Annotated in this window: 16 protein-coding genes, 3 tRNA genes and 2 pseudogenes; 13 read left to right on the forward strand and 8 right to left on the reverse strand. The window is 66.1% G+C overall.

Features of this window, described 5'->3' with window-relative positions; translation table 11 throughout:
- Positions 1-166 (forward strand): annotated as a pseudogene (locus VSR34_RS29335) (Twin-arginine translocation pathway signal sequence domain-containing protein); the annotation flags it as partial.
- A gap of 63 nt (positions 167-229) precedes the next feature.
- Here VSR34_RS29335 and VSR34_RS29340 read toward each other — a convergent pair.
- On the reverse strand, positions 230-1,072 hold the full coding sequence (locus VSR34_RS29340) for a squalene/phytoene synthase family protein (protein WP_028213086.1): 843 nt from the start codon (positions 1,070-1,072) through the stop codon (positions 230-232).
- A 294-nt stretch (positions 1,073-1,366) separates the two neighbouring features.
- On the opposite strand from VSR34_RS29340, the gene VSR34_RS29345 reads away from it, so the two are divergent.
- A tRNA-Leu gene (locus VSR34_RS29345) sits at positions 1,367-1,453 on the forward strand.
- Between the two features lie 137 nt (positions 1,454-1,590).
- On the opposite strand, the gene VSR34_RS29350 is transcribed toward VSR34_RS29345, so the two are convergent.
- Together VSR34_RS29350 and VSR34_RS29355 are read right to left on the reverse strand one after the other, a co-directional pair.
- Entirely contained in the window at positions 1,591-2,037 is a 447-nt protein-coding gene (locus VSR34_RS29350; protein ID WP_028213087.1) for a MarR family transcriptional regulator, read from the reverse strand.
- A gap of 228 nt (positions 2,038-2,265) precedes the next feature.
- Positions 2,266-3,423, reverse strand: a complete 1,158-nt coding sequence (locus VSR34_RS29355) for a glycerate kinase (protein WP_028213088.1) — start codon at positions 3,421-3,423, stop codon at positions 2,266-2,268.
- A 417-nt stretch (positions 3,424-3,840) separates the two neighbouring features.
- Between VSR34_RS29355 and tig the strand changes: the two genes are divergently transcribed.
- From tig to VSR34_RS29395, 8 genes and pseudogenes are all read left to right on the forward strand, one after another.
- Positions 3,841-5,187 (forward strand): trigger factor, encoded by a 1,347-nt coding sequence (gene tig / locus VSR34_RS29360; RefSeq protein WP_028213089.1) that lies wholly within the window; start codon positions 3,841-3,843, stop codon positions 5,185-5,187.
- Positions 5,188-5,346: 159 nt separating this feature from the next.
- A complete protein-coding gene (gene clpP / locus VSR34_RS29365; RefSeq protein WP_028213090.1) occupies positions 5,347-6,000 on the forward strand; it encodes an ATP-dependent Clp endopeptidase proteolytic subunit ClpP in 654 nt (217 codons plus the stop codon).
- Positions 6,001-6,269: 269 nt separating this feature from the next.
- Positions 6,270-7,541 (forward strand): ATP-dependent Clp protease ATP-binding subunit ClpX, encoded by a 1,272-nt coding sequence (gene clpX / locus VSR34_RS29370; protein ID WP_028213091.1) that lies wholly within the window; start codon positions 6,270-6,272, stop codon positions 7,539-7,541.
- Between the two features lie 191 nt (positions 7,542-7,732).
- Positions 7,733-10,159: an endopeptidase La gene (gene lon / locus VSR34_RS29375; protein ID WP_028213092.1), complete on the forward strand. Its 2,427-nt coding sequence runs from the start codon at positions 7,733-7,735 to the stop codon at positions 10,157-10,159.
- A gap of 285 nt (positions 10,160-10,444) precedes the next feature.
- Positions 10,445-10,732 (forward strand): annotated as a pseudogene (locus tag VSR34_RS29380) (HU family DNA-binding protein); the annotation flags it as partial.
- A gap of 95 nt (positions 10,733-10,827) precedes the next feature.
- Positions 10,828-10,903, forward strand: a tRNA-Val gene (locus VSR34_RS29385).
- Positions 10,904-10,938: 35 nt separating this feature from the next.
- A tRNA-Asp gene (locus VSR34_RS29390) sits at positions 10,939-11,015 on the forward strand.
- Between the two features lie 103 nt (positions 11,016-11,118).
- A complete protein-coding gene (locus VSR34_RS29395; RefSeq protein ID WP_342964220.1) occupies positions 11,119-13,062 on the forward strand; it encodes a SurA N-terminal domain-containing protein in 1,944 nt (647 codons plus the stop codon).
- A gap of 86 nt (positions 13,063-13,148) precedes the next feature.
- On the opposite strand, the gene VSR34_RS29400 is transcribed toward VSR34_RS29395, so the two are convergent.
- Together VSR34_RS29400 and VSR34_RS29405 are read right to left on the reverse strand one after the other, a co-directional pair.
- Positions 13,149-13,496: a hypothetical protein gene (locus VSR34_RS29400; RefSeq protein WP_028213094.1), complete on the reverse strand. Its 348-nt coding sequence runs from the start codon at positions 13,494-13,496 to the stop codon at positions 13,149-13,151.
- 200 nt (positions 13,497-13,696) lie between these two features.
- Positions 13,697-14,266 carry an arylesterase gene (locus tag VSR34_RS29405; protein ID WP_238327954.1) on the reverse strand — a complete coding sequence of 190 codons (570 nt, stop codon included), beginning with the start codon at positions 14,264-14,266 and terminating at the stop codon, positions 13,697-13,699.
- Here VSR34_RS29405 and VSR34_RS29410 point away from each other — a divergent pair.
- Both VSR34_RS29410 and VSR34_RS29415 read left to right on the forward strand, forming a co-directional pair.
- Entirely contained in the window at positions 14,250-14,477 is a 228-nt protein-coding gene (locus VSR34_RS29410; protein WP_238327956.1) for a hypothetical protein, read from the forward strand. The genes VSR34_RS29405 and VSR34_RS29410 overlap by 17 nt on opposite strands.
- A complete protein-coding gene (locus tag VSR34_RS29415; RefSeq protein WP_154671302.1) occupies positions 14,468-15,223 on the forward strand; it encodes an ABC transporter ATP-binding protein in 756 nt (251 codons plus the stop codon). The genes VSR34_RS29410 and VSR34_RS29415 overlap by 10 nt, the downstream gene beginning before the upstream one ends.
- Positions 15,224-15,292: 69 nt before the next feature.
- Here VSR34_RS29415 and pgi read toward each other — a convergent pair whose 3' ends face one another.
- The 3 genes from pgi to VSR34_RS29430 form a co-directional block, all read right to left on the reverse strand.
- The gene (gene pgi / locus VSR34_RS29420; protein WP_342964221.1) at positions 15,293-16,912 is read right to left on the reverse strand and encodes a glucose-6-phosphate isomerase; all 1,620 of its coding nucleotides are present in this window, start codon (positions 16,910-16,912) and stop codon (positions 15,293-15,295) included.
- Between the two features lie 264 nt (positions 16,913-17,176).
- Positions 17,177-18,769, reverse strand: coding sequence for an NAD(P)H-hydrate dehydratase (locus VSR34_RS29425; RefSeq protein WP_342964235.1), 1,593 nt, complete (start codon positions 18,767-18,769; stop codon positions 17,177-17,179).
- Between the two features lie 151 nt (positions 18,770-18,920).
- Positions 18,921-20,216, reverse strand: a complete 1,296-nt coding sequence (locus VSR34_RS29430) for an FAD-dependent oxidoreductase (protein WP_028213098.1) — start codon at positions 20,214-20,216, stop codon at positions 18,921-18,923.
- 546 nt (positions 20,217-20,762) lie between these two features.
- On the opposite strand from VSR34_RS29430, the gene purL reads away from it, so the two are divergent.
- Complete coding sequence (gene purL / locus VSR34_RS29435) at positions 20,763-24,839, forward strand: phosphoribosylformylglycinamidine synthase (RefSeq protein WP_028213099.1); 4,077 nt, start codon at positions 20,763-20,765, stop codon at positions 24,837-24,839.
- Positions 24,840-25,034 lie beyond the last annotated feature (195 nt).

The following is a 25,034-nucleotide window of genomic DNA, read 5'->3' on the forward strand; positions in this document are numbered from 1 at the left end:
TTACGGGCAGCCGCCGGAACTCGCGCGTCTCGATGGCAATGGCAATCTGCCAGTGGGTGTGGACTTCAGGCAGATCTATGCGACCGTACTCGGACCATGGTGGGGGCTCGACGCACAGGCCGTATTGCAGCAGCGCTTCGAGGCGCTGCCGTTGCTGCGGGCGTAGTGACGGTTCGTGCGTGCCTTGCCGGACACATCCAGCCCGGCGGGGCCAGGCTCACGACGTGCGTCAACTGCGGCGTGCGGCGCGCCATGAGATCCAGAGCTTGCGGACAGGCGTGAGCACGATCTGCTGATGCAGCACCTGGTACCCCTCGCGCTCGACTTCGTCCAGCAACGCGAGTTCGAGTGCCGCGAGCGCTCGCAACGTGCGCTGGTCGCGGCGCGCGGAAGCGGGAATCGCGTCGAGCGCGGCATGCACCGAGTCTCTCGCGCGCGCGGTCTGGAATTGCATCAGCTCCGTGAACTCCGCGCTATATCGCCGGTTGATCAGATCGGAGGCCGTCACGTTGTAGCGTTGCAGTTCGTCGATCGGCACGTAGATGCGCCCATGGCGCGCGTCGTTGCCGATTTCCGGCACGAACTGCGCGAGCGTGAGCGCGTTGCCGAGCGGTGCGGCCCAGCGTGCGGCGTCGCGCCGGTCCGCTTCGGTGCGCGCGCTCAGCTGCGCGACGAGCGAGGCGAATGTGCCGCCTACGCCGTCCATGTAGCGGCGCAGGTTGGGCAGGTCGAGATAGCGCGCCTGTTCCAGATCCATCTCGAAGCCGGCGAGCAGTGCCTGCAGGTCGGGGTAGATCGTGCTCGTGTCGTCGAGATGCGCGGCGAGTGCCTGGGTGACCGGATGCGCAGGCTTGCCCGCGGCGAGCGCGGCCAGTTCCTTTTGCCACCAGGCAAGCTTGGTGCGGCCCACCGTGGGGTCGCTCGTTTCCTTCGCGGTTTCCTCGAGCTCACGGCGCAGCGCGAAGAGCGCGGTGAGAAGCGGCTGACGCGCGGCATGGGCCTGACGCAGCGCATAGTAGGTGCTCGAACCAGGGGGAGCCGCCTTTTGCAGGCAGTAGTCGTCGAAGTTCACGGCGTTCGCAGATGTGGGGCGATGCGGCACGCGTGACGGTCACAGCGCGCGCGAGATAGAGCCGCGATTCTAGCATCGGGGTGTGCTGAGATCGGCTCCGCCGGCCCGCCACAGTGAACGGCGGCTTGCCCGGCGCATCGTCGCGCATTGTTTTGGGGATGCAGACAAGCGCCAGCCAATCGGTTAGAATCTCGCGCTTGCGCTTTTTGCCTGACGTCTCACGAGGACTCGATCAGTCGGCAAGTTGCGAAGGGTTGTACGCGCGGTTGTATCGCCGAACTGGCGCATGAATTCGCGTGAGTGGCGAAATTGGTAGACGCACCAGGTTTAGGTCCTGACGCCCGCAAGGGTGTGCCGGTTCGAGTCCGGCCTCACGCACCACAAATAGAAAGGCCATGTACCCATCGGTACATGGCCTTTTTTGTTTGCGCGCCGCAGATGACGATGGCGGCTTGGCGGCGACGACCTGTTGCGTGGGCCATCTATTTGATTTATCGCCTCTGCTTGAGCCTGCTGCGTTACAGCTCCGCCTGCATGGCCTCGATCACCTTGTTGAGTGCACGCGCAAGCGTGTCGCGCTCCTTGTCGTCAAGGCTCGCAAACAAGTCGATATTCCACTTGCGCGCAATGGGCATGACCTTGCGATACAGCGCGCGTCCATCGGGTGTGAGCGAAACGAGTACGAGGCGGCCGTCTTCCTCGCTTGTATCGCGCTGCATGAGGCCGCGGCGCATCAGCGCCTCGGCTGCGCGGCTCGCCTGGCTCTTGTCCAGATTGGCGTGGCGCGCAAGTTCCATCACGGAAAACGGGCCGAACGCACCCACAGCTGCAATGAGCCGAGCTTCCGGAAGTGTGATGCCGAGCTTCGCCTGGTAGCGTTCGCTGGCGCCCCGTTCGGAGAGCTTGTTCAGGACATGCAGCCGATAGGTGAGGAATTGTTCGAGTCCGGCTTTGCTTGCCTTCATGGGAGTCCTGGTCTGGTCGCTTGGGAAGGGCGCGATCGTGTCGCGATTCTGTGATTGTTGCCCCATCCGGCGCCCGGGTCAACGCATCCGAATCCCTTGTTAAGCACCCGGAATAGCGCACGAATCTATTAATCGCTTACTGCGGAATGCGCGGTGCGAGCAGGTTCGTGTATCGGGCCGCGAGGCTTGCGTCGGGAAAGCCGGGGCGGGTGGCCCCGGCAACGCCGTTCAGATGGATGTACGCGCAGCGTATTTGAGGCGCGCGAGCTGCTCCGCCTCGTTGGCAAGGAGGCGCGCCGCGTCGCGGATCGCGGTTTCCAGCGTCACGGGGCCGGGCGCGGGCGAGAAGCACCCGCTGAAGTGCTCGGCGAGGCGCGGCAGGGCAGCCGCGTCCACGGCGCCCGAGAGCAGCGTCGCCGGCACTCCGGCGGCCGCGGCGTGGCGGCAGGCGATGAACGGGGCCTTGCCATGCAGCGTCTGGACGTCCGAGCGTCCCTCGCCGGTGATGAGCCAGTCGGCGTTGTCGAGGGCCTCGTCCAAACCGATGGTGCGCGCAACGACCTCGGCGCCCGGCTCGAAGCTCGCGCCGAGGATGCGCAGCGCGAAACCCAGGCCGCCGGCGGCGCCGGAGCCCGCTTCGTCGCGCACACGGCGACCGAGCGCCGCTTCGACCAGATCGGCGAACCGGCCGAGCGCCGCGTCGATCGGCGCCACCTGCTCGGGCGTCACGCCTTTTTGCGGGCCGAACACGGCTGTCGCGCCGTGTTCTCCCGTGAGCGGGTTGTCGACGTCGGACATGCCGACGAACTCGGCTTCTCCAAGCCGCGCGTCGAGACCCGATGCGTCCACGCGTGCAACCCGGGCGAGCGCCTCCGGGGTCGGCTCGAGCGGCTTGCCGTCCGCGTCGAAGAGCTGCAGTCCGAGGCCCGCTAGCAGGCCCGCGCCGCCATCGTTTGTGCTGCTGCCGCCGAGCGCCACGTAAAAGCGCCGCACGCCTTCATCGAGCAGTGCGCGAATCGCTTCGCCCATGCCGCGCGTGCTGCGCGCGGCTACCGGCACGCCCATGCCCACCGCGTCCGTAATGCCGACGATCTCGGCCGTCTCGACGATCGCGCTGCCGTCGTGCAGCAACCCTACCGCAGCGTCGCGCTTCGGACCCGCGGCGCCTTCCACGTGGATCACGCGGCGCTCGCCGCCCATCGACAGCATCGCGTCGAGGGTGCCTTCGCCGCCGTCGGCCATCGGGCGGATGCGGATGTCTGCGTCGGCGCGCACGCGCCGGATGCCCTCGGCGATCGCGGCGGCGACCCCGTCCGCGCTGAGCGAGCCTTTGAAAGAATCAGGAGCAATGACGATAACGGGAACGTCAGTCGACGAATTCGGCATGGTGTCTCTGCTGGAAGAATGGTGTTGGGAGTGGCTGCGGCCGGCGGGGCGTCCGGCGCGAGCGTAAGCTTAGCAGCCCGCCGCGTGCACGGGATAACGGCGTTGCCATAGCGCGGATTGGGGCGCGGATTGGGGGCGCGGATCGGCGCGCACTTCAGCGCGGCGCGAAGCCAAAACGAGCACCAGGGCACGCCCGAACGGCAATTACACTGGGTGCGCGAAATAGTTTGCTAAAATACTTGGCTCTTTTGACGGAACCGCACCGCGAGCCGCCCGTTTCGGCGCTGTAGAGCGGCGCCTCGCGCGCCAGCATGCAGCTCCAAAGCGCGTTGCCGCCCGGGGAAACCCCATCGGACTGCGGCACGCAAAGATCACAGATTACTGATTCGCTCGAACAATTTTAGGACGATTGAAGCCATGGCTAACGTTGTTGAAAACCTCGGCAAGCTCGAACGCCGCGTGACGATTTCCCTGCCGAAGGACGCCGTGCAGAAAGAAGTCGACACGCGCATCCGCAAACTCGCCAAGAACGTGCGCATGCCGGGTTTCCGCCCGGGCAAGGTGCCGCTCAAGATGGTCACGCAGCAGTATTCGGGCCAGGTGGAAGCCGAAGTCCTGAGCGACAAGGTCGGCAAGGAATTCTTCGACATCAGCCGCGCCGAGAACCTGCGCGTGGCCGGCCAGCCGAACTTCGCGCCGAAGGCCGAAGCCGCCGAAGGCGACTACGCGTTCGACGCGACCTTCGAGGTCTATCCGGAAGTGAAGCTCGGCGACATCACGACGGCCGAAATCGAGCGCACGACGACCACCATCACCGAAGCCGAAATCGACCGCACGCTCGACATCCTGCGCAAGCAGCGCGTGCACTTCCACGCTCGCGGCGAAGCGGGCGAGCACGGTGACGGCGGTGCCGACACCGCGGCCAAGGAAGGCGATCGCGTGACGGTCGACTTCGTCGGCAAGATCGACGATGTCGCGTTCCAGGGCGGCACGGCCGAAGGTTTCGCGTTCGTGCTGGGCGAAGGCCGCATGCTGCCGGAATTCGAAAAGGCCGCCATTGGTCTGAAGAAGGGCGAGTCCCGCGAATTCGACCTCGCGTTCCCCGAGGACTATCACGGCAAGGACGTCGCCGGCAAAACCGCGAAGTTCACGATCACGATGCAGCAGATCGAGTGGCCGCACCTGCCGGAAATCGACGCGGAATTCGCGAAGTCGCTCGGCATCGCCGACGGCGACCTCGTGAAGATGCGCGCCGAAATCAAGGACAACCTCGAGCGTGAAGCGAAGCGCCGCACGCAGTCCATCGTCAAGAACCAGGTCATGGACGCGCTCCTGAAGATCGCCGAACTCGACGTGCCGAACGCGCTGGTCGAGCAGGACCAGCAGCGCCTCGTCGAGATGGCGCGTGCCGACCTCGCGCAGCGCGGCGTGCCGAACGCCAAGGACGCGCCGATCCCGGCCGAGATGTTCAAGGAGCAGGCCGAGCGCCGCGTGAAGCTGGGCCTCGTGCTCGCCGAACTCGTGAAGGCCAACGGCCTCGAAGCGAAGCCGGAGCAGATCCGTGCTGAAGTCGACGAATTCGCGAAAAGCTACGAAGACCCGAAGGAGGTCGTGCGCTGGTATTATTCCAACCAGCAGCGTCTGGCCGAAATGGAAGCTTACGTCGTCGAATCGAACGTCGTGGACTTCGTGCTCGGCAAGGCCAAGGTGACGGACAAGCAAGTTAGCTTCGAAGAACTGGCAAGCGCGACGGCGCAGGCTTAAATCTGCCCGCTACGGCGTGCCGGCTGTCGGAGCGACCGACGGCCAGCACGCCGTTTTTGCATCCGCAGGTTTTAGCCATGCTGCACGTGTGGTTGATTTGACCGGGGTCCGTCTCCATACGGGTTATCAGAAGAACTTTTCCAGACAAGGATGCACCGCATGACCATTCGCGCTCAATCGCTGGATACGTTGACTTCACATGCATCGCGGGACTTCGACCCGCAGGCGCTCGGCCTCGTGCCGATCGTTGTCGAAACGAGCGGCCGTGGCGAACGTTCGTACGACATCTATTCGCGGCTCCTGAAGGAGCGCGTGGTGTTCCTCGTGGGTGAAGTGAACGACCAGACGGCGAACCTCGTGGTCGCCCAGTTGCTGTTCCTCGAAAGCGAAAACCCGGACAAGGACATCAGCCTGTACATCAACAGCCCGGGCGGCTCGGTCTCGGCCGGCATGGCGATCTACGACACGATGCAATTCATCAAGCCCGATGTTTCGACCCTTTGCATGGGCCTTGCGGCCAGCATGGGCGCGTTCCTGCTGGCGTCGGGCGCAAAGGGCAAGCGTTTTGCGCTGCCTAACTCGCGCGTGATGATTCACCAGCCGCTCGGCGGCGCGCGCGGCCAGGCGTCGGACATCGAAATCCAGGCGCGCGAGATCCTGTACCTGAAGGAGCGCCTGAACCAGTTGCTGGCGCACCATACGGGTCAACCCGTCGAACGCATCGCGCGCGACACAGATCGCGACAATTTCATGTCGGGCGACGACGCCCAGGCATATGGTCTCGTCGACCAGGTTCTGCACAAGCGTCCGTGATCCGGCGCCCGGCGCATCCCGCGTCCGACCCCATCAGGCTGACGCGGGAAGATAAAGGGACTCAAGCGACTCAAGCAGCGTAGAGGACTAGTTCGGCCCCCGCACAAAAGGGGATAGCCGACGCCGCGCAGACCTTGTGGAATAATCGGCAAACGCGCTTCGCGGCCCGCGGCCCCCAACGCCGTCTCAGCAAGCGGTTCACGCGCCCCCCGGCCCCGCCGGGGGAAACGGCGTATCATGTAACAGAGTGTCCGGAGGCTCATCTATCCATGGCGGACAAGAAAGGTTCTAACAGCGAGAAGCTGTTGTATTGCTCGTTTTGCGGCAAGAGCCAGCATGAGGTGAAAAAGCTCATCGCTGGTCCGTCGGTATTCATCTGCGATGAATGCATCGACCTGTGCAACGAGATCATTCGCGACGAAGCTGCCGGTGCGGGCGTCGACGCGGCGCTGTCGCGCTCGGACCTGCCGAGCCCGCAGGAGATCCGCGACATCCTCGACCAGTACGTGATCGGGCAGGAGCGCGCGAAGAAGATCCTCGCAGTGGCGGTGTACAACCACTACAAGCGTCTGAAGCATCTCGACAAGAAGGACGAAGTCGAACTCTCGAAGAGCAACATCCTGCTGATCGGGCCCACGGGCTCGGGCAAGACGCTGCTCGCGCAGACGCTCGCGCGCCTTCTGAACGTGCCGTTCGTGATCGCCGACGCCACCACGCTGACCGAAGCCGGCTACGTGGGCGAAGATGTCGAGAACATCATCCAGAAGCTGCTGCAGAACTGCAATTACGAGGTCGACAAGGCCCAGCGCGGGATCGTCTATATCGACGAGATCGACAAGATCAGCCGCAAGTCGGATAACCCGTCGATCACGCGCGACGTCTCGGGCGAAGGCGTGCAGCAGGCGCTGCTCAAGCTGATCGAAGGCACGATGGCCTCGGTCCCGCCCCAGGGCGGCCGCAAGCATCCGAACCAGGATTTCATCCAGGTCGACACGACCAATATCCTGTTCATCTGCGGCGGCGCGTTCGACGGCCTCGAGAAGGTCATCACCGACCGCACCGAGAAGACCGGCATCGGCTTCGGCGCGAGCGTGAAGAGCAAGCAGGAGCGCGACGCGGGCGAGGTGCTGCGCGAGACGGAGCCCGAAGACCTCATCAAGTTCGGCCTGATTCCCGAACTGATCGGCCGTCTGCCGGTGGTCGCCACGCTCGGCAAGCTCGACGAAGCCGCGCTCATGAAGATTCTGGTCGAGCCGAAGAATGCGCTCGTCAAGCAGTACCACAAGCTCTTCAACATGGAACGCGTGGAGCTGGAGATCCGCCCGGGCGCGTTGCAGGCCGTCGCCCGCAAGGCGATCCGCCGCAAGACCGGTGCGCGGGGCCTGCGCTCGATCCTGGAGCAGGCGTTGCTCGACGTGATGTACGAGCTGCCGGCCATGAAAGGCGTGAGCAAGGTCATCATCGACGACAACGTGATCGACGGCGACGGCAAGCCACTGTTGATTTACGAAGACGCTCCGAAGGTTGCTGGGTCGAACTGATGGTGATGATCGGCTAAAGAGTTCCGGAAAAGGGCCGTTCATACAGAGGGATGAACGGCTTTTTCGTTTGATCCCGAGGTCGATGGCGCACTATTTTGGAGTCACTGAACTTTTCCCACACGCGCGAGGCTTGCAATCGGTATCTCAGGCCTCAATTACCGAACAATTGATTCCACTCATGGGGAAATGAAATGTCAGGAACCCAACTCCTCCCGCCGGAACGCACCACGCTCCCGCTGCTGCCGCTGCGAGACGTAGTCGTCTTCCCGCATATGGTGATTCCCCTTTTCGTGGGCCGACCGAAATCGATCAAGGCTCTCGAAGCGGCAATGGAAGGCGGCAAGCACATCATGCTCGTCGCGCAGAAGACCGCCGCGAAGGACGAACCGACCGAAAAAGACATGTATGAAGTAGGGTGTGTCGCCAACATCCTGCAAATGCTGAAACTGCCCGACGGCACCGTGAAGGTGCTCGTGGAAGGCCTGCAGCGCGCGAAGACGCTCTCCATTGAAGAGCAGGAAACGCAGTTCTCGTGCGAAGTCATGCCGCTCGAGCCCGACCACGCCGACAGCGCCGAAACCGAAGCGCTGCGCCGCGCGATCGTCTCGCAGTTCGACCAGTACGTGAAGCTCAACAAGAAGATCCCGCCGGAGATCCTGACGTCGCTGTCGGGCATCGACGAGGCCGGTCGTCTTGCTGACACGATCGCCGCGCACCTGCCGCTCAAGCTCGATCAGAAACAGCACATCCTCGAGATGTTCCCTGTCGTCGAGCGTCTGGAGCATCTGCTCGCGCAGCTCGAAGCCGAAATCGACATTCTCCAGGTGGAGAAGCGCATTCGCGGCCGCGTGAAGCGCCAGATGGAGAAGAGCCAGCGCGAGTACTACCTGAACGAACAGGTCAAGGCCATCCAGAAGGAACTGGGCGAAGGCGAAGAGGGTGCCGATCTCGAAGAGCTCGAGAAACGCATCACGGCCGCGCGCATGCCGAAGGAAGCCAAGAAGAAGGCAGACGCCGAGCTCAAGAAGCTCAAGCTGATGTCGCCGATGTCGGCGGAAGCGACCGTCGTGCGCAACTACATCGACACGCTGATCGGCCTGCCGTGGCGCAAGAAGAGCAAGGTCAACAACGACCTCTCGAACGCCGAAACCGTGCTCGACGAAGACCACTATGGTCTCGAGAAGGTGAAGGAACGCATTCTCGAGTATCTCGCGGTGCAACAGCGCGTGGACAAGGTCAAGGCGCCGATCCTGTGCCTCGTCGGGCCTCCGGGCGTCGGCAAGACCTCGCTCGGCCAGTCGATTGCGCGCGCGACGAACCGCAAGTTCGTGCGCATGGCGCTGGGCGGCGTGCGTGACGAAGCCGAGATCCGCGGCCACCGTCGTACCTACATCGGATCGATGCCGGGCAAGATCCTGCAGAGCCTCGCGAAGGTCGGCGTGCGCAATCCGCTCTTCCTGCTCGACGAAGTCGACAAGATGGGCATGGATTTCCGCGGCGATCCGTCGTCGGCGCTGCTCGAAGTGCTCGACCCGGAACAGAACCACACGTTCGCCGACCACTACATCGAAGTCGATTTCGACCTCTCCGATGTGATGTTCGTCGCCACGTCGAACTCGCTGAACATTCCGCCGCCGCTGCTCGACCGGATGGAAGTCATCCGCCTCTCGGGCTACACGGAAGACGAGAAGGTCAGCATCGCCCAGCGTTATCTTCTTCCCAAGCAGAAGAAGAACAACGGCCTGAAGCCGGGCGAGATCGAGGTGACCGAAGGCGCGATCCGCGACATCATTCGCTACTACACGCGCGAAGCCGGTGTGCGTTCGCTCGAGCGCGAAGTGTCGAAGATCTGCCGCAAGGTCGTGAAGATGCTGCTGCTCAAGAAGGCCGACAAGGCCGTCACGGTCGACAGCGCCAACCTCGACACCTTCCTCGGCGTGCGCAAGTACGACTTTGGTCTGGCTGCGAAGGAAAACCAGATCGGTCAGGTCACGGGCCTCGCGTGGACGGAAGTCGGCGGCGATCTGCTGACGATCGAAGCGGCGGTGATGCCCGGCAAGGGCAACGTGATTCGCACGGGCTCGCTCGGCGACGTCATGAAGGAGTCGGTCGAAGCAGCACGCTCGGTGGTGCGTTCGCGTTCGCGTCGCCTTGGCATCAAGGACGAGGCGTTCGAGAAGCAGGACATCCACATCCACGTGCCGGAAGGCGCGACGCCGAAGGACGGTCCGTCCGCCGGCGGGGCGATGACGACGGCGCTGGTGTCCGTGCTCACGGGCATCCCGGTGCGTGCCGATGTCGCGATGACGGGCGAGATTACGCTGCGTGGCGAAGTGTTGCCGATCGGCGGGCTGAAGGAAAAGCTGCTCGCGGCGCATCGCGGCGGCATCAAGCTCGTGCTGATTCCGGAAGAGAACGTCAAGGATCTCACCGAGATCCCGGACAACGTGAAAAACGCGATCGAAATCGTGCCGGTCCGATGGATCGACAAGGTGCTGGAACTCGCGCTCGAACGTGTGCCGCAGCCGCTGCCGGAAGAAGAGGCGAAGGCCGAGGACGCGAAGGCGCCCGTGAGCGAAGCGAAGGACGCCGGCGCGACTGAAGTGGTCAAGCACTGAGCCGTCTATAAGCCGCGCGCAAGTGCGGCCCGTTGCCCCCAGGAAAGCCCGCGGCATGGTCCGCGGGCTTTCTTTGTTTGGGCGACGACGTTCGTGACATTGTCATGTCGAGCCGTGCTTTATCCGGCGCTTCCCACTTGTTGGAATGATCCCTCGAAGCGCGCGTCACATCAGGCTCAATCCCGCTTGACACCGCACTTTCGGCCCCGTTAAATGTCCTCGCCCCGCTCTGCGGGGGCTGTCCATCCAACAAGTTGATGTTCTTCTCAAGTTTGCCCAAACACATTCTCGGGGGCTGGAATGAATAAAACGGAACTGATCGACCACATCGCGCAACAAGCCGACATCTCGAAAGCGGCTGCGGGACGCGCACTCGACGCCGTCATCGGCGGCGTCAAAGGGACGCTCAAGAAGGGCGGGTCGGTGACGCTGGTCGGCTTCGGCACGTTTGCCGTCGGCAAGCGTACGGCGCGCACGGGCCGCAATCCGCGCACCGGCGACGCGATCAAGATCAAGGCAGCCAAGGTGCCCAAATTTAGGCCTGGCAAAGCGCTCAAGGATGCGCTAAACTAGCGGGCTCGCTACCTGATGAGGTAGCGCAGCAGAAGTCGCAGTGCAGGGAAAGCACAGAACAGCGCGCAGAAAAGCGCGCAGGCAAGCATGAAGCTGGGTGCTTAGCTCAGTTGGTAGAGCGGCGCCCTTACAAGGCGTAGGTCGGGAGTTCGAGCCTCTCAGCACCCACCACAGCTTCAGTCCCGGCACTTCGCGCAGCACCGCACGGAGCGGTAGTTCAGTTGGTTAGAATACCGGCCTGTCACGCCGGGGGTCGCGGGTTCGAGTCCCGTCCGCTCCGCCAAGGATATCTCGACAAGAAGGCGAACTCCGGTTCGCCTTTTTTGTTGGCCGCTGTTGTAATATCGGGCGTTCCATTTTTTGGCGCCCTCAACGTCTGGTCACGCATGCTCGACTTTTTCCGCAATCACAAACGCCTGATGATGTTCATGCTGCTCCTGGTCGTCCTGCCAGGTCTGGGCTTCGTCGGTATTCAAGGTTTCCGCGGCTTCTTCGACGAAAGCGCGAACGTCGCGAGCGTCAACGGACACAAGATCACGCGTGCAGAATACGACAACGCCGCGCGCCAGCAACTCGACCAGGCCCGCCAGATCATGGGCGCGCGGTTCGATGCCAGCATGTTCGACACCCCCGAACACCGCAAGGACATCCTCGACGGATTGATCCAGCAGCGCGTGCTCGTCGACGAAACGCAGCGCCTGCATCTCACCGCCTCGGACGACGCCGTGCGCCGCGCGCTGCTCTCCGACCCGGTGATCTCGTCGCTCAAGAAACCCGACGGCTCGATCAATCTCGACCAGTACAAGCAGCTGCTCGCCATGCAGGGCATGACGCCGGAGCAGTACGACGAGCGCGTGCGCTATAGCCTCGCCATGCAGCAACTGCCCGCGTCGATCATCCGCAGCGCGTTCACGCCCAAGGCGCTCGCGCGGCAGTTGACGGGGCTTTCGGAGCAGCAGCGCGAGGTGCAAGGCCTCGCGTTCCACGCAAGCGACTACGCGGCCAGGGTCCAGCCGACCGACGCGCAACTGCAGGCATACTACGACGCGAACAAGAACGCCTTCGCTACGCCGGCTACGGCGCAGATTCAGTATCTCGTGCTCTCGGCGGCGACGGTGGCCGCCAACGTGCAGCCGGGCGAAGCCGATCTCAAGAAGTACTACGAAGACAACATCGCGCACTATCGCACGCAGGAAGAAGTGCGCGCGAGCCACATCCTGATCACGGCGCCGAAGGACGCGAGCGCCGACGTGCGCAATGCGGCGAAGCAGAAGGCCGAGACGATTCTCGCCGAAGTGAAGGCGCATCCGGATCAGTTCGCGCAGATCGCGCAGAAGGAATCGCAGGATCCGGGCTCGGCCTCGAAGGGCGGCGACCTCGGCTACTTCGGCCCGGGCATGATCGCCGGCGGCCAGGCCTTCGACGACGCGGTCTTCAAGCTCAAGAAGGACGAGATCAGCGGTGTGGTTCAGTCGGACTTCGGCTATCACATCGTCAAGGTCACGGATCTGAAGCCGGCGACCACGAAGCCGTTCGACGAAGTGAAGGCGCAGATCGCCAACGAAGTGAAGGCGCAGCAGGCTGCGAAGCTGCTTGCCGACGCGAGCGACGGCTTCACGTCGACGGTCTACGAACAGGCCAAGACCCTCCAGCCGGCCGCCGACAAGTACAAGCTGACGATCCAGACGGCGACGGTCACGCCGAAACCGAATCCCGCGCTGCCGCCGGACAGCCCGCTGAACAACCAGAAGTTCCTCGACGCGGTGTTCGCGAGCGACTCGGTGAATCAGCACAACAACACCCAGGCGATCGACGTCGGCAACAACACGCTGATCTCCGCGCGCGTGACGAACTACCAGGCGGCCACCGTGCCCGCGTTCGCCGCGGTCAAGGATGCCGTGCGCCAGAAGGTGGTCGCGCAGCAGGCGGCAGAGATGGCGCGCAAAGACGGCGAGGCGAAGCTCGCGGATCTCCAGAAGTCGAAGTCGACCGCTGGCTTTTCGTCGGCGCTCAAGGTCTCGCGCAACGAAGCCCAGGGGCTGCCGCCCGGCGCACTTTCGGCGGTGTTCAAGGCTGATGCGCAGAAGCTGCCCGCCTATGTCGGCGTGGATCTCGGCAACGATGGCTATGCGATCTACCGCGTGAACAGCGTGATCAACGGCCAGGCTGCAGACGGCCCGCGTCTCGCCGCTGCGCAACAGCAGCTTGCGCAGGTGAGCGGCCAGTCGGAGGTTCAAGCCTACCTCGATGCGTTGCGCGAGCGCTCCAAGGTCAAGTTCTACGGCTCGCTCAATTCGTCGTCTGAGCCCTCAAGCGACGGCGGCCAGTAAGCACGAGGCTGCAATCCGGCGGCGCCTCGCGCCAGTACAAAAAGCCCCGCGAAAATCGCGGGGCTTTTGCGTTCCAAGGCGCGCAATCAGAGGCAGGCACTGATGTCGCCGGTGGCGTCGCCGCCCGCGCCGCCCCCGGAGCGGAAGCCGACCCACGTCTTCGCGCTGGCGCTCCACGCCGGGCGCACCGTTGCCGCTGCACCGTTAGGCGGCTGTTGACCAGGCACGTAGACGTCGACAGCCTGGCCGTTGGCGAGCACGGACTGCGAGACGACCTGCTGCTGTGATTTATCGGCCCACTTCTGCGCGATGCATTGTGCGACGGCCGCAGGGGGTTGCTGGCTGGTGCCGACGGACTGCGCTCCACTCGGCATTGGCTGATTGGCACAGGCGGCAAGGGCCGCCGTTGCGACAATAAGAGGTAAATATTTCACGCTTTATCCCTCCAGTCGGGTCGATCGGATTCAGACGGTGCGGCCGGGCGGCTCGCTCGTCCGATGAGACGTGGCCAGGCGCATGGCGCCGTTGAACGCGCCAACGCTGCTCGGGGCTCGAGCGGCTGGACACTCCAGCGGTCGCGCCGGAGGAAGGCGTCCGGGGCAGACGCCAGCAAATTCTGTTGCCCGCTTGCCGCTCAGTGCCGCGCGCCGCTGGCGAGCAGCGGCGCGAGCGTCGGCCACACGTTGTCGAGCAGCAAGGGCTGTGCCTGCCGGGTAGGGTGGATCTGATCGGACTGGAAGAGTTCGGGTTTGTCGGCGAAGCCGGCGAGCAGGAACGGGACGAGGGGCACGTTCAGTTCCTTCGCAAGTTTCTCATAGACGGCGTGGAAGTCGCGGGTGTAGTCGGGGCCATAGTTGGGCGGTACGTACATGCCCACCAGCACCGGCTTCGCGTGGCCCTCGCGGATCTGCGCGATGATGGCGCGCAGATTGCTCGCGGTCGTGGCGAGCGGCACGCCACGCAGCGCGTCGTTCGCGCCGAGCTCGACGATGACGATGGCCGGCTTCAGGCGCTGCATGACGAGGGGCAGGCGCGTGAGGCCGCCACTGGTCGTGTCTCCGCTGATGCTCGCATTCGCGACGCTATAATCGATCCGCTCGCTCGCGAGCCGCTGGCGCAGCAGGGCAACCCAGCCCGTGTCGCGCGGCAGGCCGTATTCGGCGGAAAGGCTGTCGCCGAGCACGACGATGGTCGGCTTCGCCATGGCGGCGGGGTTCGTCGCCGCGTTGGCCGCGGGGATGGGCGTCGCGGCGAGTGCCGTGCCGATCGTGCTCGACGCCGCGCCGAACAGGGCAGCAGTCAAGATGGCGATGGAGACGAACGCGCTGAAACGGGACGAGGCGCGGGAAAGGACGGTGCGCCGCGCGGCGCGCTTCTGGTTCACGGCTAACCTGTGCGTCATCATGTGCGAATGAATAGCGATCCAGTCATCGAAGTACGGGGTTTGTGCAAGCGCGTCACCGACGCCACGGGCGAACTGACGATCCTGGACGGCATCGACCTCACGGTGCACGCGGGCGGCAGCGTGGCGATCGTCGGTGCCTCCGGGTCCGGCAAGTCGACGCTGCTCGGCCTGCTGGCCGGCCTCGACAGCGCAAGCGCGGGCTCCGTGCGCCTGCTGGGCCACGAACTCACCGGCATGGCCGAGGACCAGCGCGCGGCGCTGCGCAACGGTTCAGTGGGCTTCGTGTTCCAGTCGTTCCAGCTGATGCCGCATCTCACCGCTTTGGAGAACGTCGCGCTGCCGCTCGAACTGCAGGGCGGGATGTCGACACGCGACGCCTTCGCCCGCGCGCGCGCATTGCTCGAGCGCGTGGGCCTTGCCGAGCGCACGAAACATTACCCGAAGCTGCTTTCGGGCGGTGAGCAGCAGCGCGTGGCGCTCGCCCGGGCGTTCGTGACGCGCCCGGCCGTGCTGTTCGCCGACGAGCCCACCGGCAGCCTCGACGCCGCCACGGGCCGCGCCGTCATCGACCTGATGTTCGAGCTCAATCGCGCCAACGGGGCGACGCTCGTGCTCGTCACACACGATATCGATCTGGCGCAGCGTTGCGACACCATCGTCACGATCGAGGCTGGCCACCGGGTCGCCAACGCGTCGCATGGCGTTAGCGCTCCACACAACACGAGCGACCCGAGCAACGTCGAAGCGGGGCGCTAGCGCCCGAACAACCGGCAGCCAGCCAGCGAGCGGCGTACGCAGCGCGTGCGCACGCCGCATCAGCGCGCTTTAACGCTTGAGCGCCGCGCGGGCGCGCGCGATCAGCGCGGCCGTCGACGAATCGTGCGCCTTCAGGTCGGCGCCCGGCGCGGTGAGGTCGGCCTCGACCACCTTGCCGAGGATCTTGCCGAGTTCCACGCCCCACTGGTCGAACGGATTGATGTCCCACACGGAAGCCTGCACGAGCACCTTGTGCTCGTAGAGCGCGATGATCGCGCCGAGCGAGCGGGCCGTGAGGGCGTCGACGAGCAGCGTGGTGGTCGGGCGGTTGCCGGGGAACATGATGTGCGGCACGAGTTCGGGCTTGTCCGGGCCCGCGATCTTGCGCGCCTCTTCCTCGGTGCGGCCGAGCATCAGCGCCTCGCTCTGCGCGAAGCAGTTCGCTAGCAGCTTCGGGTGATGATCGGCCAGCGGATGCTCCGGTGTGAGCACGGCGACGAAATCGATCGGCACGATCGTCGGCCCCTGGTGGAGCATCTGGAAGAACGCGTGCTGGCCGTTCGTGCCGGGCTCGCCCCAGGTGACCGCTGACGTTGCGTAGTCGACGAACCTGCCGTCGAGCCGCGCCGACTTGCCGTTGCTCTCCATCTCGAGCTGCTGGAGGTACGAGGGCAGGTAGTGCAGCGCTTCGGAGTACGGGGCCACGAGATAGCTCTGCGAGCCGAAGAAGTTGCGATACCAGATGCCGATCATGCCGAGCAGCACGGGCAGGTTCTTCTCGAGCGGCGCGTCCCGGAAGTGCTTGTCCATGTCGTGCGCGCCGGCGAGCAGTTCGTCGAACTGCTGCGGCCCGATGGCGATCATGATCGACAGGCCCACGGCCGACCACAGCGAATAGCGGCCGCCCACCCAGTCCCACATCTCGAACACGTTCTCCTTCGCGATGCCGAACTTCACGACCTCGGCGGGATTGGCCGAGACGCCCACGAAGTGTTTCGCGAGCTCGCTTTGCCGGCAGCCGTGCTTCACGAACCAGTCGCGCATCGACAGTGCGTTGGTCATGGTTTCGAGCGTCGTGAACGTCTTCGAAACGATGATCGCCAGCGTCTCTTCAGGGTCGATGTCTTCAATCGTGCGCCACAAGTCCGCGCCATCGACGTTCGAGACGAAGTGCGAGGTGATCTCGGGCAGTTCGAGATGCTTGAGCGCGTGCACGACCATTTTCGGCCCGAGGTCCGAGCCGCCGATGCCGATATTCACGACGTGGCGAATGCGTTTGCCCGTGTAGCCGGTCCACGCGCCGCTGCGCACGGCGTCGGCGAACTTCGCCATCTTCGCGCGCTCGGCCAGGATCTGCGCGTGGAACGGCGCGTCGGCTTCGGTGGCGCGCAGGGCGGTGTGCAGCGCCGCGCGGCCCTCGGTCGGGTTGACGACTTCGCCCTTGAACATGGCGTCGCGGCGCGCTTCGACGCCGGCTTCGCGAGCGAGCTGCACGAGCAGCTTGAGCGTGGCGTCGGTGATGCGATTTTTTGAGAAGTCGGCGGCGAGACCGGCGCCGGCGAACGTGAAGCGTTCGGCACGAGTGGGCGCGGGGTCGTTGGCGGGAGCGAACCAGTCGCGGAGCTTTTCGTCGCGGATCTGTTCGTAATGCGTCTGTAGCGCGGACCAGGCGGGGAGCGGATTCGTCATGTTCGTCCAGCAGAGGGATCACGAATGGAGGGCGGCAGATGCGGTTCGCCGGTTTGGCCGAACGCGCGCTTCGCGCGCCGCGGGGAAGCACGGGCAACCTCGGATGAGAGATGGCGTGCGGAGGATCAGTATAGCGGCCTCGCGCGACACTGCGCAGCGTCGTGGCGCCTGGCAAGAGGCGGCGCATGCGCGAGGCCGCTCGATCGTGGCTGGCAAGCAAACGGCGTGCCGCACGAACGGGCGTGCGGCACGCCGCGCCGCGCATCAGGCGTTGTAGTTCGGCGCGTAGAAGAGCCGGTTCATGAGCTTGCGTACCATCGGCGCGAGTTCACCCGCGGTGAGACCGGCGGGACCGTCGCCCTGCGCGCAGAGGGTGTCGGCGGCGAGGCCATGGAGGTAGACGCCCGCCAGCGCCGCCTCGTAGGGCGGCACGCGCTGGGCGAGGAGTGCGCCGATCATGCCGCCCAGCACGTCGCCGGTGCCGCCCGTCGCGAGTCCCGCGTTCCCGGTGGGATTGATGGCGACGCGGCGGTCGGGCGACGCGATCACGGTGCCGCTGCCCTTGAGCACGACGACGGCCGCGTAGCGCGTGGCAAGCGCGCGCGCCGCGGCGAGGCGGTCGCGCTGCACGGCCGCGGTGTCGCAGGCGAGCAGCCGCGCCGCTTCGAGCGGATGCGGTGTGAGCACACATGGCGCGCCGCGGGCGGCGGCCGATTGCGCGACGTGCGCCGCGAGCGCCTCGTCGCGTGCGACGAGGTTGAGCGCGTCGGCGTCCAGCAGCACGGGGGCCCGTAGGCGCAGGATCGCGTCCACGAGCTGGCGCGCCGAGGCGCTGCCGCCCATGCCGCAGCCTGCCGCCACGGCGTCCATCGCGCCGAGCCCGAGCCGCGCCGCCGCATGCAGCATGAGTTCGGGGTGAGGGGCGTCGTAGGGCGGGGCGTCGCTGCCGAGAAAGCCGACATGGACCTTGCCCGCACCGGTGAGGAGCGCCGCGCGCGCCGCGAGAATCGGCGCGCCGCACATGCCCGTGTCGCCGCCCACGACGGCGAGCGTGCCGAACGTGCCCTTGTGGGTCGCGAAGTCACGCGCCGGCAACCCGGCCGCGAACATCGATGGCGCGTTCAGGCGCACGGCGGCTGGCGTGCCTTCCGTGTCGATGCCGATCGGCGCGACGGCTACGGCGCCTGCGTAGTCGCGTCCCACGCCCGTGTAGAGGCCCGGCTTGGCGGCGATGAAGGTGATGGTATGGGTCGCGCGTACCGCCGGGCCGTCGCCAACGACGTTGCCGGTGTCGCTGTCGAGGCCGCTCGGTACGTCGAGCGCGAGCACATGGCCGTGGCTGCGTGCGCGCGCTGAAATCCGCTCGGCGAATTCGCCGAACATGCCGTCCAGACCTCGCGCCAGGCCGATCCCGAACATGCCGTCGACGAGCCAGCCGTAACCGTCGAACGACGCGGGGGCCGCGGATGCGATCGGCACGCCGGCCGCGCGCGCCTCGGCGAGGGCCCAGCGCGCGTCGTCGGCTTTGACCTCGACCGGCATGCAGACCTCCACCGCGACGCCTGCGCGATGCAGTTCCGTTGCCACGACGAGGGCGTCGCCGCCGTTGTTGCCGGGCCCGGCAGCGAACCAGACCGGCTTGTCGCTCGCGGACGAAGGGGCATGCGCGAGCTGTTCGAGCAGAAAGTGCGCGGCGGCGGCGCCTGCGCGCGCCATCAGCGTATGGGCGGGCAGCGCCGGCTGGGCGGCGACTTCGGCGTCGCGCAGCTGCTCGACGCTCAGGAGCGGGACCGCACGATCGTGCGGATGGACGAGCACCGGTTGCCCGGCGAGGGAGGAAAGCGAAGCGTGCGTCATGGCGATGCGGTCGTGGGAGGCGGACATCGCAACGATACCCGAGCAGACCCCCGGACGGCACGCTCGCGAGCGCGGCGCGCGGCCACGCCGTCGCAGGCGCGTTCTGGACGGCTTCAGGCGACGGTCATGGCGCGCCCCATGCGCGGCTCGATCAACTACGGCCTGGCGAGAGGGCTTTGATGGTATCCGCCGGCAAGTCCGGCGCGACGTTGGAAATCTGCTGGGCGATGAGGCGCGCCGACCCAAGCGAAAGCGCCCAGCCAGCCGGCCCGTGGCCCGCGTTGACGAAGAGGCGCGGATGGCCCGCGTTGCCGACCGCCGGCAGGCCGTCGGCGGAAAGCAGCTTCATGCCTTCCCACGCGAGCGCGGCGGAAATGCGCGCGGCGCCCGGCGCCCAGTCGCGCGACGCTTCGCCGAGGAGCGCCAGGGCGTCTTCGGTGAGCGTTTCGGGCAGCGCCTCCTCGACTTCCTGCGCGCGTAGCAGTACGGCGGCGCCCGAGATGCGCAGCCGGTGATTCATGCGCGTGATGGCGATGCGTTTGCCGGCATCGACGAGGGTCGTGTGCGGCACGCATTCCTCGTGCGCCACCGGCGAATTGAGCGTGTGCATGCGCAGCGGGTAGAACGGCAGCTTGAGGCCGAGCGGCTCGAGAAGGCGCGGCGTCTGCGCACCCGCGGCGACGACGATGGCGTCGCCCGAGATCACTTCGACGTCGCGCGAGCGGCCCGTCTCGTGCGCGGGCGGCGCGAGCTCCACGGCCGCGCGCCGGTCTTCCAGACGGATCGCGCTGACTTCCCGGCTCGTTTCGAACTGCACGCCGCCATGGGTGTCGAGCACCTGCTTGAGCTGCTTCACGAAGAGCGGGCAGTTCGCCACGCGGCCGGTCTCGAAGTGCACGCCGCCCGCGAACGGCGGATCGGCGGGGATCGAGTGGTCGAAGGCCACGCATTCGGCGGGCGAGAGTGCGTGGTGCGGGGTTTCGAAGCGGCGCAGCTGCTCGAGCGCCGGTTGCGTGAGCGACCATTCGTCGTTGCCGCGCACCAGGTAGAGCAGGCCATCGCGCTGCTCGTACTCGAGCTGGAAGCGCGCGTCGATGTCGGCGAGCGCCGCCTGCGCCGACTCGATGAGCGGACGCAGGAGCGCATAGCGATCGGCAAACGCCTCCGAACCGTGGAGCGTGGCGAGCCGCTTGACGAAGTTGTGGGCCTCGCCGCGCCATCCCGCCCTGCTGATGACGCCGCCGGAGGATTGACGCCCGTTGCGCAGGAAGGTGGGGCCGAACCACACGTCGAGCGGCGTGGGCAGCGCAATGCCGCTATGGCCGTAGGTCGCGCCTTGCGCAACCGTGGCGTGGCGTTCGATCACGCAGACGCGGTGTCCGGCCGCGCGCAGCTGCCAGGCGGTAGCGATGCCGGCGATTCCGCCGCCGATGACGATGACATCCATGACGATACGATCTGCAGGCAGGCGGCGCGCCGTCGGTCGAGGGCGCCGAGCCGTGGGTGGGGCGTGCAGCGCGCCCAAGCCATGCGAAGGCGCGCCGTTCAGACGAAACGCGCAATCATAGCAGCGAAAGCGGCCGCATCGCCATGCGTGCGGAAGGGTCGATGCGGCCTTGAAGCGGCCTTGAAGCGGGCTTGAAGCGGGCTTGAAGTGGGGCGCATAAGCCCCCCGCAAGGACCGGAGCACTCGCGGAGCGCTCGCGCGACGCGCGGGACATCGCGAAATCGCCGACGTGCCGCGAATGTGCTGGCTATCTTCGGGAAGCTTGCGTGCCACGGCCATCCCGTCGAGCAGGCCGCACGCGCACGCGTAGCCATCAGCAGACCGGCCTGCGGGGCGGTCAGGACAGGCCTTCCGGGTTATAATCGCGGTCTCCCTTCGTTTGACCGTCGCCGTCTTCGCGCGACGCATCGCGAGCTCGCGACGCGTTTCGCGCGAGGCGAAGCCGCGACGCAACTCTGACGCAACTTCGACGCAACGCCCCAGTCCATGGCCCACTTCTCGTGTTTCCCCGGTGCTTCGGCCCTTTCCGACTTCCGTCAGGCTCGCCTGCTCGAAACGCTTCAGCGTATCGACGCCAACATCGTCGGCGTGCACGGCCAGTATCTGCATTTCGTCAATTCGGCCACGCCGCTGTCCGCTGAAGACAGCGCGAAAATCGAAGCGCTGATGCACTACGGCGCGCCGTTCGCGGCGGCGCAGGAGCGCGGCAGCGCGCTCACGTTCCTCGTCGTGCCGCGCTTCGGCACGGTGTCGCCGTGGGCGAGCAAGGCCACGGACATCGCGCACCATTGCGGTCTCGAGCAGGTGCGCCGCATCGAGCGCGGCGTCGAATACACTGTCGTGCTCAAGTCGGGCCTGCTCGGCGGCAAGAAGACGCTTTCGGAAGAGGCAAGCGCCGCCGTGGCCGCGGCGCTGCACGACCGCATGACGGAGAGCGTGGCGCCATCGCGCGACGCGGCGCTGCATCTGTTCGACGTCCTGCCGGCGCGGCCGATGCAGACCGTAGACGTGCTGGGCAAAGGCCGTGCCGCCCTGGAAACGGCCAACGGCGAACTGGGCCTCGCGCTCGCCGACGACGAAATCGACTATCTCGTCGAAAACTTCAGCAAGCTCGGGCGCAACCCGACCGATGTCGAACTGATGATGTTCGCGCAGGCCAACAGCGAGCACTGCCGCCACAAGATCTTCAACGCGAGCTGGACGATCGACGGCCAGGACCAGGATATGTCGCTGTTCGCGATGATCCGCAACACCGAGAAGATGAGCCCGCAAGGCACCATCGTCGCGTACTCGGACAACTCGTCGATCATGGAAGGCGCGGTGGCGGAACGCTGGTTCCCGCGCAAGCAGGGTGCGGACGGAGAGCCGGGCGAGCGGTATGGCCGCCACACCGAACTCACGCACACGCTGATGAAGGTGGAGACGCACAATCACCCCACGGCGATCTCGCCGTTCGCGGGCGCGGCGACGGGTTCGGGCGGCGAGATCCGCGACGAAGGCGCGACGGGCCGCGGCGCGCGTCCGAAGGCGGGCCTCACGGGCTTCACGGTCTCGAACCTCGATCTGCCCGACGCGCGCGAAGCATGGGAAAACGCCCGCGACGCCGCCGCGCCGCTCGCGCTGCGCAATCCCGCGGATACCCAGGGTGTCTACGGCCGCCCGGACCGCATCGCCTCGCCGCTGCAGATCATGATCGACGGCCCGCTCGGCGGCGCTGCGTTCAACAACGAATTCGGCCGTCCGAACCTCGGCGGCTACTTCCGCACCTACGAGCAGAACGTGGCGGGCACCGTGCGCGGCTATCACAAGCCGATCATGATCGCGGGCGGCCTCGGCAACATCAGCGCGCAGCATACGCACAAGCACGACCTGCCCGCGGGCACCCTGCTGATCCAGATCGGCGGTCCGGGCATGCGCATCGGCATGGGCGGCGGCGCCGCCAGCTCGATGGCGACCGGCACCAATACCGCCGAGCTCGACTTCGACTCGGTGCAACGCGGCAACCCCGAGATCGAGCGCCGCGCGCAGGAAGTCATCAACTCGTGCTGGCAACTGGGCGAGGGCAACCCGATCCTGAGCATCCACGACGTCGGCGCGGGCGGCCTGTCGAACGCCTTCCCCGAACTCGTCGACGGCGCGGACAAGGGCGCGCGCTTCGAGCTGCGCAAGGTGCAGCTCGAAGAGTCGGGCCTCTCGCCGCGCGAGATCTGGTCGAACGAGTCGCAGGAGCGTTACGTTCTCGCGATTGCGCCCGCCGATCTGGCCGCGTTCAAGGCGATCTGCGAGCGTGAGCGCTGCCCGTTCGCCGTCGTGGGCGTCGCGACCGACGCGCGCGACCTCAAGCTCATCGACACCGACGAGCAGGCGCTCGCGGCCAACGGCGGCCACCAGCCCGTCGACATGCCGATGGACATCCTGCTCGGCAAGCCGCCGCGCATGCATCGCGATGTCGAGCACGCCAGCGTGCCGCTCGCGCCCGTGGAAGTCACGGGCATCTCGCTCGACGAGGTCGCGAAGAACGTGCTGCGCCATCCGACCGTGGGCAGCAAGTCGTTCCTCATCACCATCGGCGACCGGACGGTTGGCGGCACGACCGTGCGCGACCAGATGGTCGGTCCGTGGCAGGTGCCGGTGGCCGACTGCGCGATCACGGCGCTCGACTACGCCGGCTACAAGGGCGAAGCGATGACGATGGGCGAGCGCACGCCGCTCGCCGTGATCGATGCGCCCGCCTCGGGCCGCATGGCCGTGGGCGAGGCGATCACCAATATCGCCAGCGCGCCCATCCGGTCGCTCGACAAGCTCAAGCTCTCCGCGAACTGGATGGCCGCGTGCGGCGCGCCGGGCGAAGACGCCGCGCTCTACGACACCGTGAAGGCGATCGGCATGGAGCTGTGCCCGGCGCTCGGCATCGGCATTCCGGTGGGCAAGGATTCGCTCTCCATGCGCACGAAGTGGAACGAAGAAGGCGTGGCCAAGGAAGTGGTCGCGCCGGTTTCGCTCATCATCTCGGCGTTCGCGCCGGTCGAGGACGTGCGCCGCCATCTCACGCCGCAACTGCGTCGCGTCGACGAGGTGGGCGAGTCGGTCCTGATCGCGATCGATCTGGGACGCGGCAAGAACCGCATGGGCGGCAGCATCTTCGCGCAGGTCACGCAGCAGGTCGGCGACGCCGTGCCCGACGTGGACAGCGCCGAAGACCTCAAGCAGTTCTTCACGGCCATCCAGCAACTGAACGCGAACGAGCAGCTGCTCGCGTACCACGACCGCTCGGACGGCGGCCTGTGGGCGACGGTTTGCGAAATGGCGTTCGCGGGTCACACGGGCGTGTCGCTGAACGTGGACATGCTCACGCTCGACAGCGAGCACGAATCCGACTACGGCGACGCCAAGGACTGGGCGAAGCAAACGAGCGGCCGCCGCGACGACCGCACGCTGCGCGCGCTCTTCTCCGAAGAGCTCGGCGCCGTGATCCAGGTGCCGGCTCAGCAGCGCGACACCGTGATGGCGGTGCTGCGCACGCACGGTCTGTCGGTCTGCTCGCACGTGATCGGCACGCTCAACAACCGCGACTCGATCGAAATCTACCGCGACGCCAAGCGCATCTACGAAGCGCCGCGCGCCGAGCTGCAACGCGTGTGGAGCGAAGTGAGCTGGCGTATCGCGCGTCTGCGCGACAATCCCGCGTGCGCCGACGCCGAATACGACGCGCTCCTCGACGCTGCTGACCCGGGCATGCATCCGCACCTGAGCTTCGACCCGGCCGAAGACATCGCCGCGCCGTTCATCGGCAAGGGCGCGCGTCCGCGCGTGGCGATCCTGCGCGAGCAGGGCGTGAACTCGCACCTCGAGACTGCATACGCGTTCGACCGCGCCGGTTTCGACGCGCACGACGTCCACATGAGCGACCTGCTCGAAGGCCGCGCGACGCTCGCGGACTTCGCCGGCGCCGTGGCCTGTGGCGGCTTCTCGTACGGCGACGTGCTGGGCGCGGGCGAAGGCTGGGCCAAGACGATCCGCTTCAACGCGAAGCTTGCCGACATGTTCGCGGCATTCTTCGCGCGCCAGGACACGTTTGCGCTCGGTATCTGCAACGGCTGCCAGATGATGTCGAGCCTCGCCTCGATGATCCCGGGCGCCGAAGCGTGGCCGAAGTTCACGCGCAACAAGTCGGAGCAGTTCGAAGCGCGCTTCTCGCTCGTCGAGGTGCAAAGCTCGCCGTCGATCTTCTTCAGCGGCATGGAAGGCTCGCGCATTCCCGTGGCCGTCGCGCACGGCGAAGGGTTCGCCGACTTTTCGCAGCAGGGCGACATCTCGAAGGTGGCCGTGGCCATGCGCTACGTCGACCACCGCGGCCAGGCGACCGAAGGCTATCCGTTCAACCCGAACGGCTCGCCGCAGGGCATCACCTCGGTCACGACGCCCGACGGCCGCTTCACGGTGCTGATGCCGCACACCGAGCGCGTGCAGCGCACGGTGACGATGAGCTGGCACCCTGAGGCTTGGGGCGAGGCGAGCCCGTGGATGCGCGCGTTCCAGAACGCGCGCAAGTGGGTGGGCTAACACGCCTCGCGGACGTTCGACGCAGGGTCATCCTGCCTCCGCTGAAAGCCCCGGCCATGCCTGCACTGCAGGCGTTGGTCGGGGCTTTTTGCATTTGCGGTGTTTGGCAAGCTGGCCGAAGGAGCCATTGCGGCGATTATCGGTGTTAATCACCGCATGATCTGCGGTGATTAACTTGTGTATGCGGCGAATCCG

It is taken from the genome of Paraburkholderia sp. JHI2823 (assembly GCF_038900695.1).
In the GTDB taxonomy this organism is placed as follows: Bacteria; Pseudomonadota; Gammaproteobacteria; order Burkholderiales; family Burkholderiaceae; genus Paraburkholderia; species Paraburkholderia mimosarum.

Excerpts from the sequence above, each read along its gene's own strand:
- VSR34_RS29425 (WP_342964235.1), bottom strand. The coding sequence starts at position 18,769 with ATGACGCACGCTTCGCTTTCCTCCCTCGCCGGGCAACCGGTGCTCGTC.
- VSR34_RS29350 (WP_028213087.1), bottom strand. The coding sequence starts at position 2,037 with ATGAAGGCAAGCAAAGCCGGACTCGAACAATTCCTCACCTATCGGCTG.
- pgi (WP_342964221.1), bottom strand. The coding sequence starts at position 16,912 with ATGACGAATCCGCTCCCCGCCTGGTCCGCGCTACAGACGCATTACGAA.
- VSR34_RS29405 (WP_238327954.1), bottom strand. The coding sequence starts at position 14,266 with ATGGCGAAGCCGACCATCGTCGTGCTCGGCGACAGCCTTTCCGCCGAA.
- VSR34_RS29355 (WP_028213088.1), bottom strand. The coding sequence starts at position 3,423 with ATGCCGAATTCGTCGACTGACGTTCCCGTTATCGTCATTGCTCCTGAT.
- clpX (WP_028213091.1), top strand. The coding sequence starts at position 6,270 with ATGGCGGACAAGAAAGGTTCTAACAGCGAGAAGCTGTTGTATTGCTCG.
- VSR34_RS29395 (WP_342964220.1), top strand. The coding sequence starts at position 11,119 with ATGCTCGACTTTTTCCGCAATCACAAACGCCTGATGATGTTCATGCTG.
- VSR34_RS29410 (WP_238327956.1), top strand. The coding sequence starts at position 14,250 with ATGGTCGGCTTCGCCATGGCGGCGGGGTTCGTCGCCGCGTTGGCCGCG.
- purL (WP_028213099.1), top strand. The coding sequence starts at position 20,763 with ATGGCCCACTTCTCGTGTTTCCCCGGTGCTTCGGCCCTTTCCGACTTC.
- tig (WP_028213089.1), top strand. The coding sequence starts at position 3,841 with ATGGCTAACGTTGTTGAAAACCTCGGCAAGCTCGAACGCCGCGTGACG.
- lon (WP_028213092.1), top strand. The coding sequence starts at position 7,733 with ATGTCAGGAACCCAACTCCTCCCGCCGGAACGCACCACGCTCCCGCTG.
- VSR34_RS29430 (WP_028213098.1), bottom strand. The coding sequence starts at position 20,216 with ATGGATGTCATCGTCATCGGCGGCGGAATCGCCGGCATCGCTACCGCC.
- clpP (WP_028213090.1), top strand. The coding sequence starts at position 5,347 with ATGACCATTCGCGCTCAATCGCTGGATACGTTGACTTCACATGCATCG.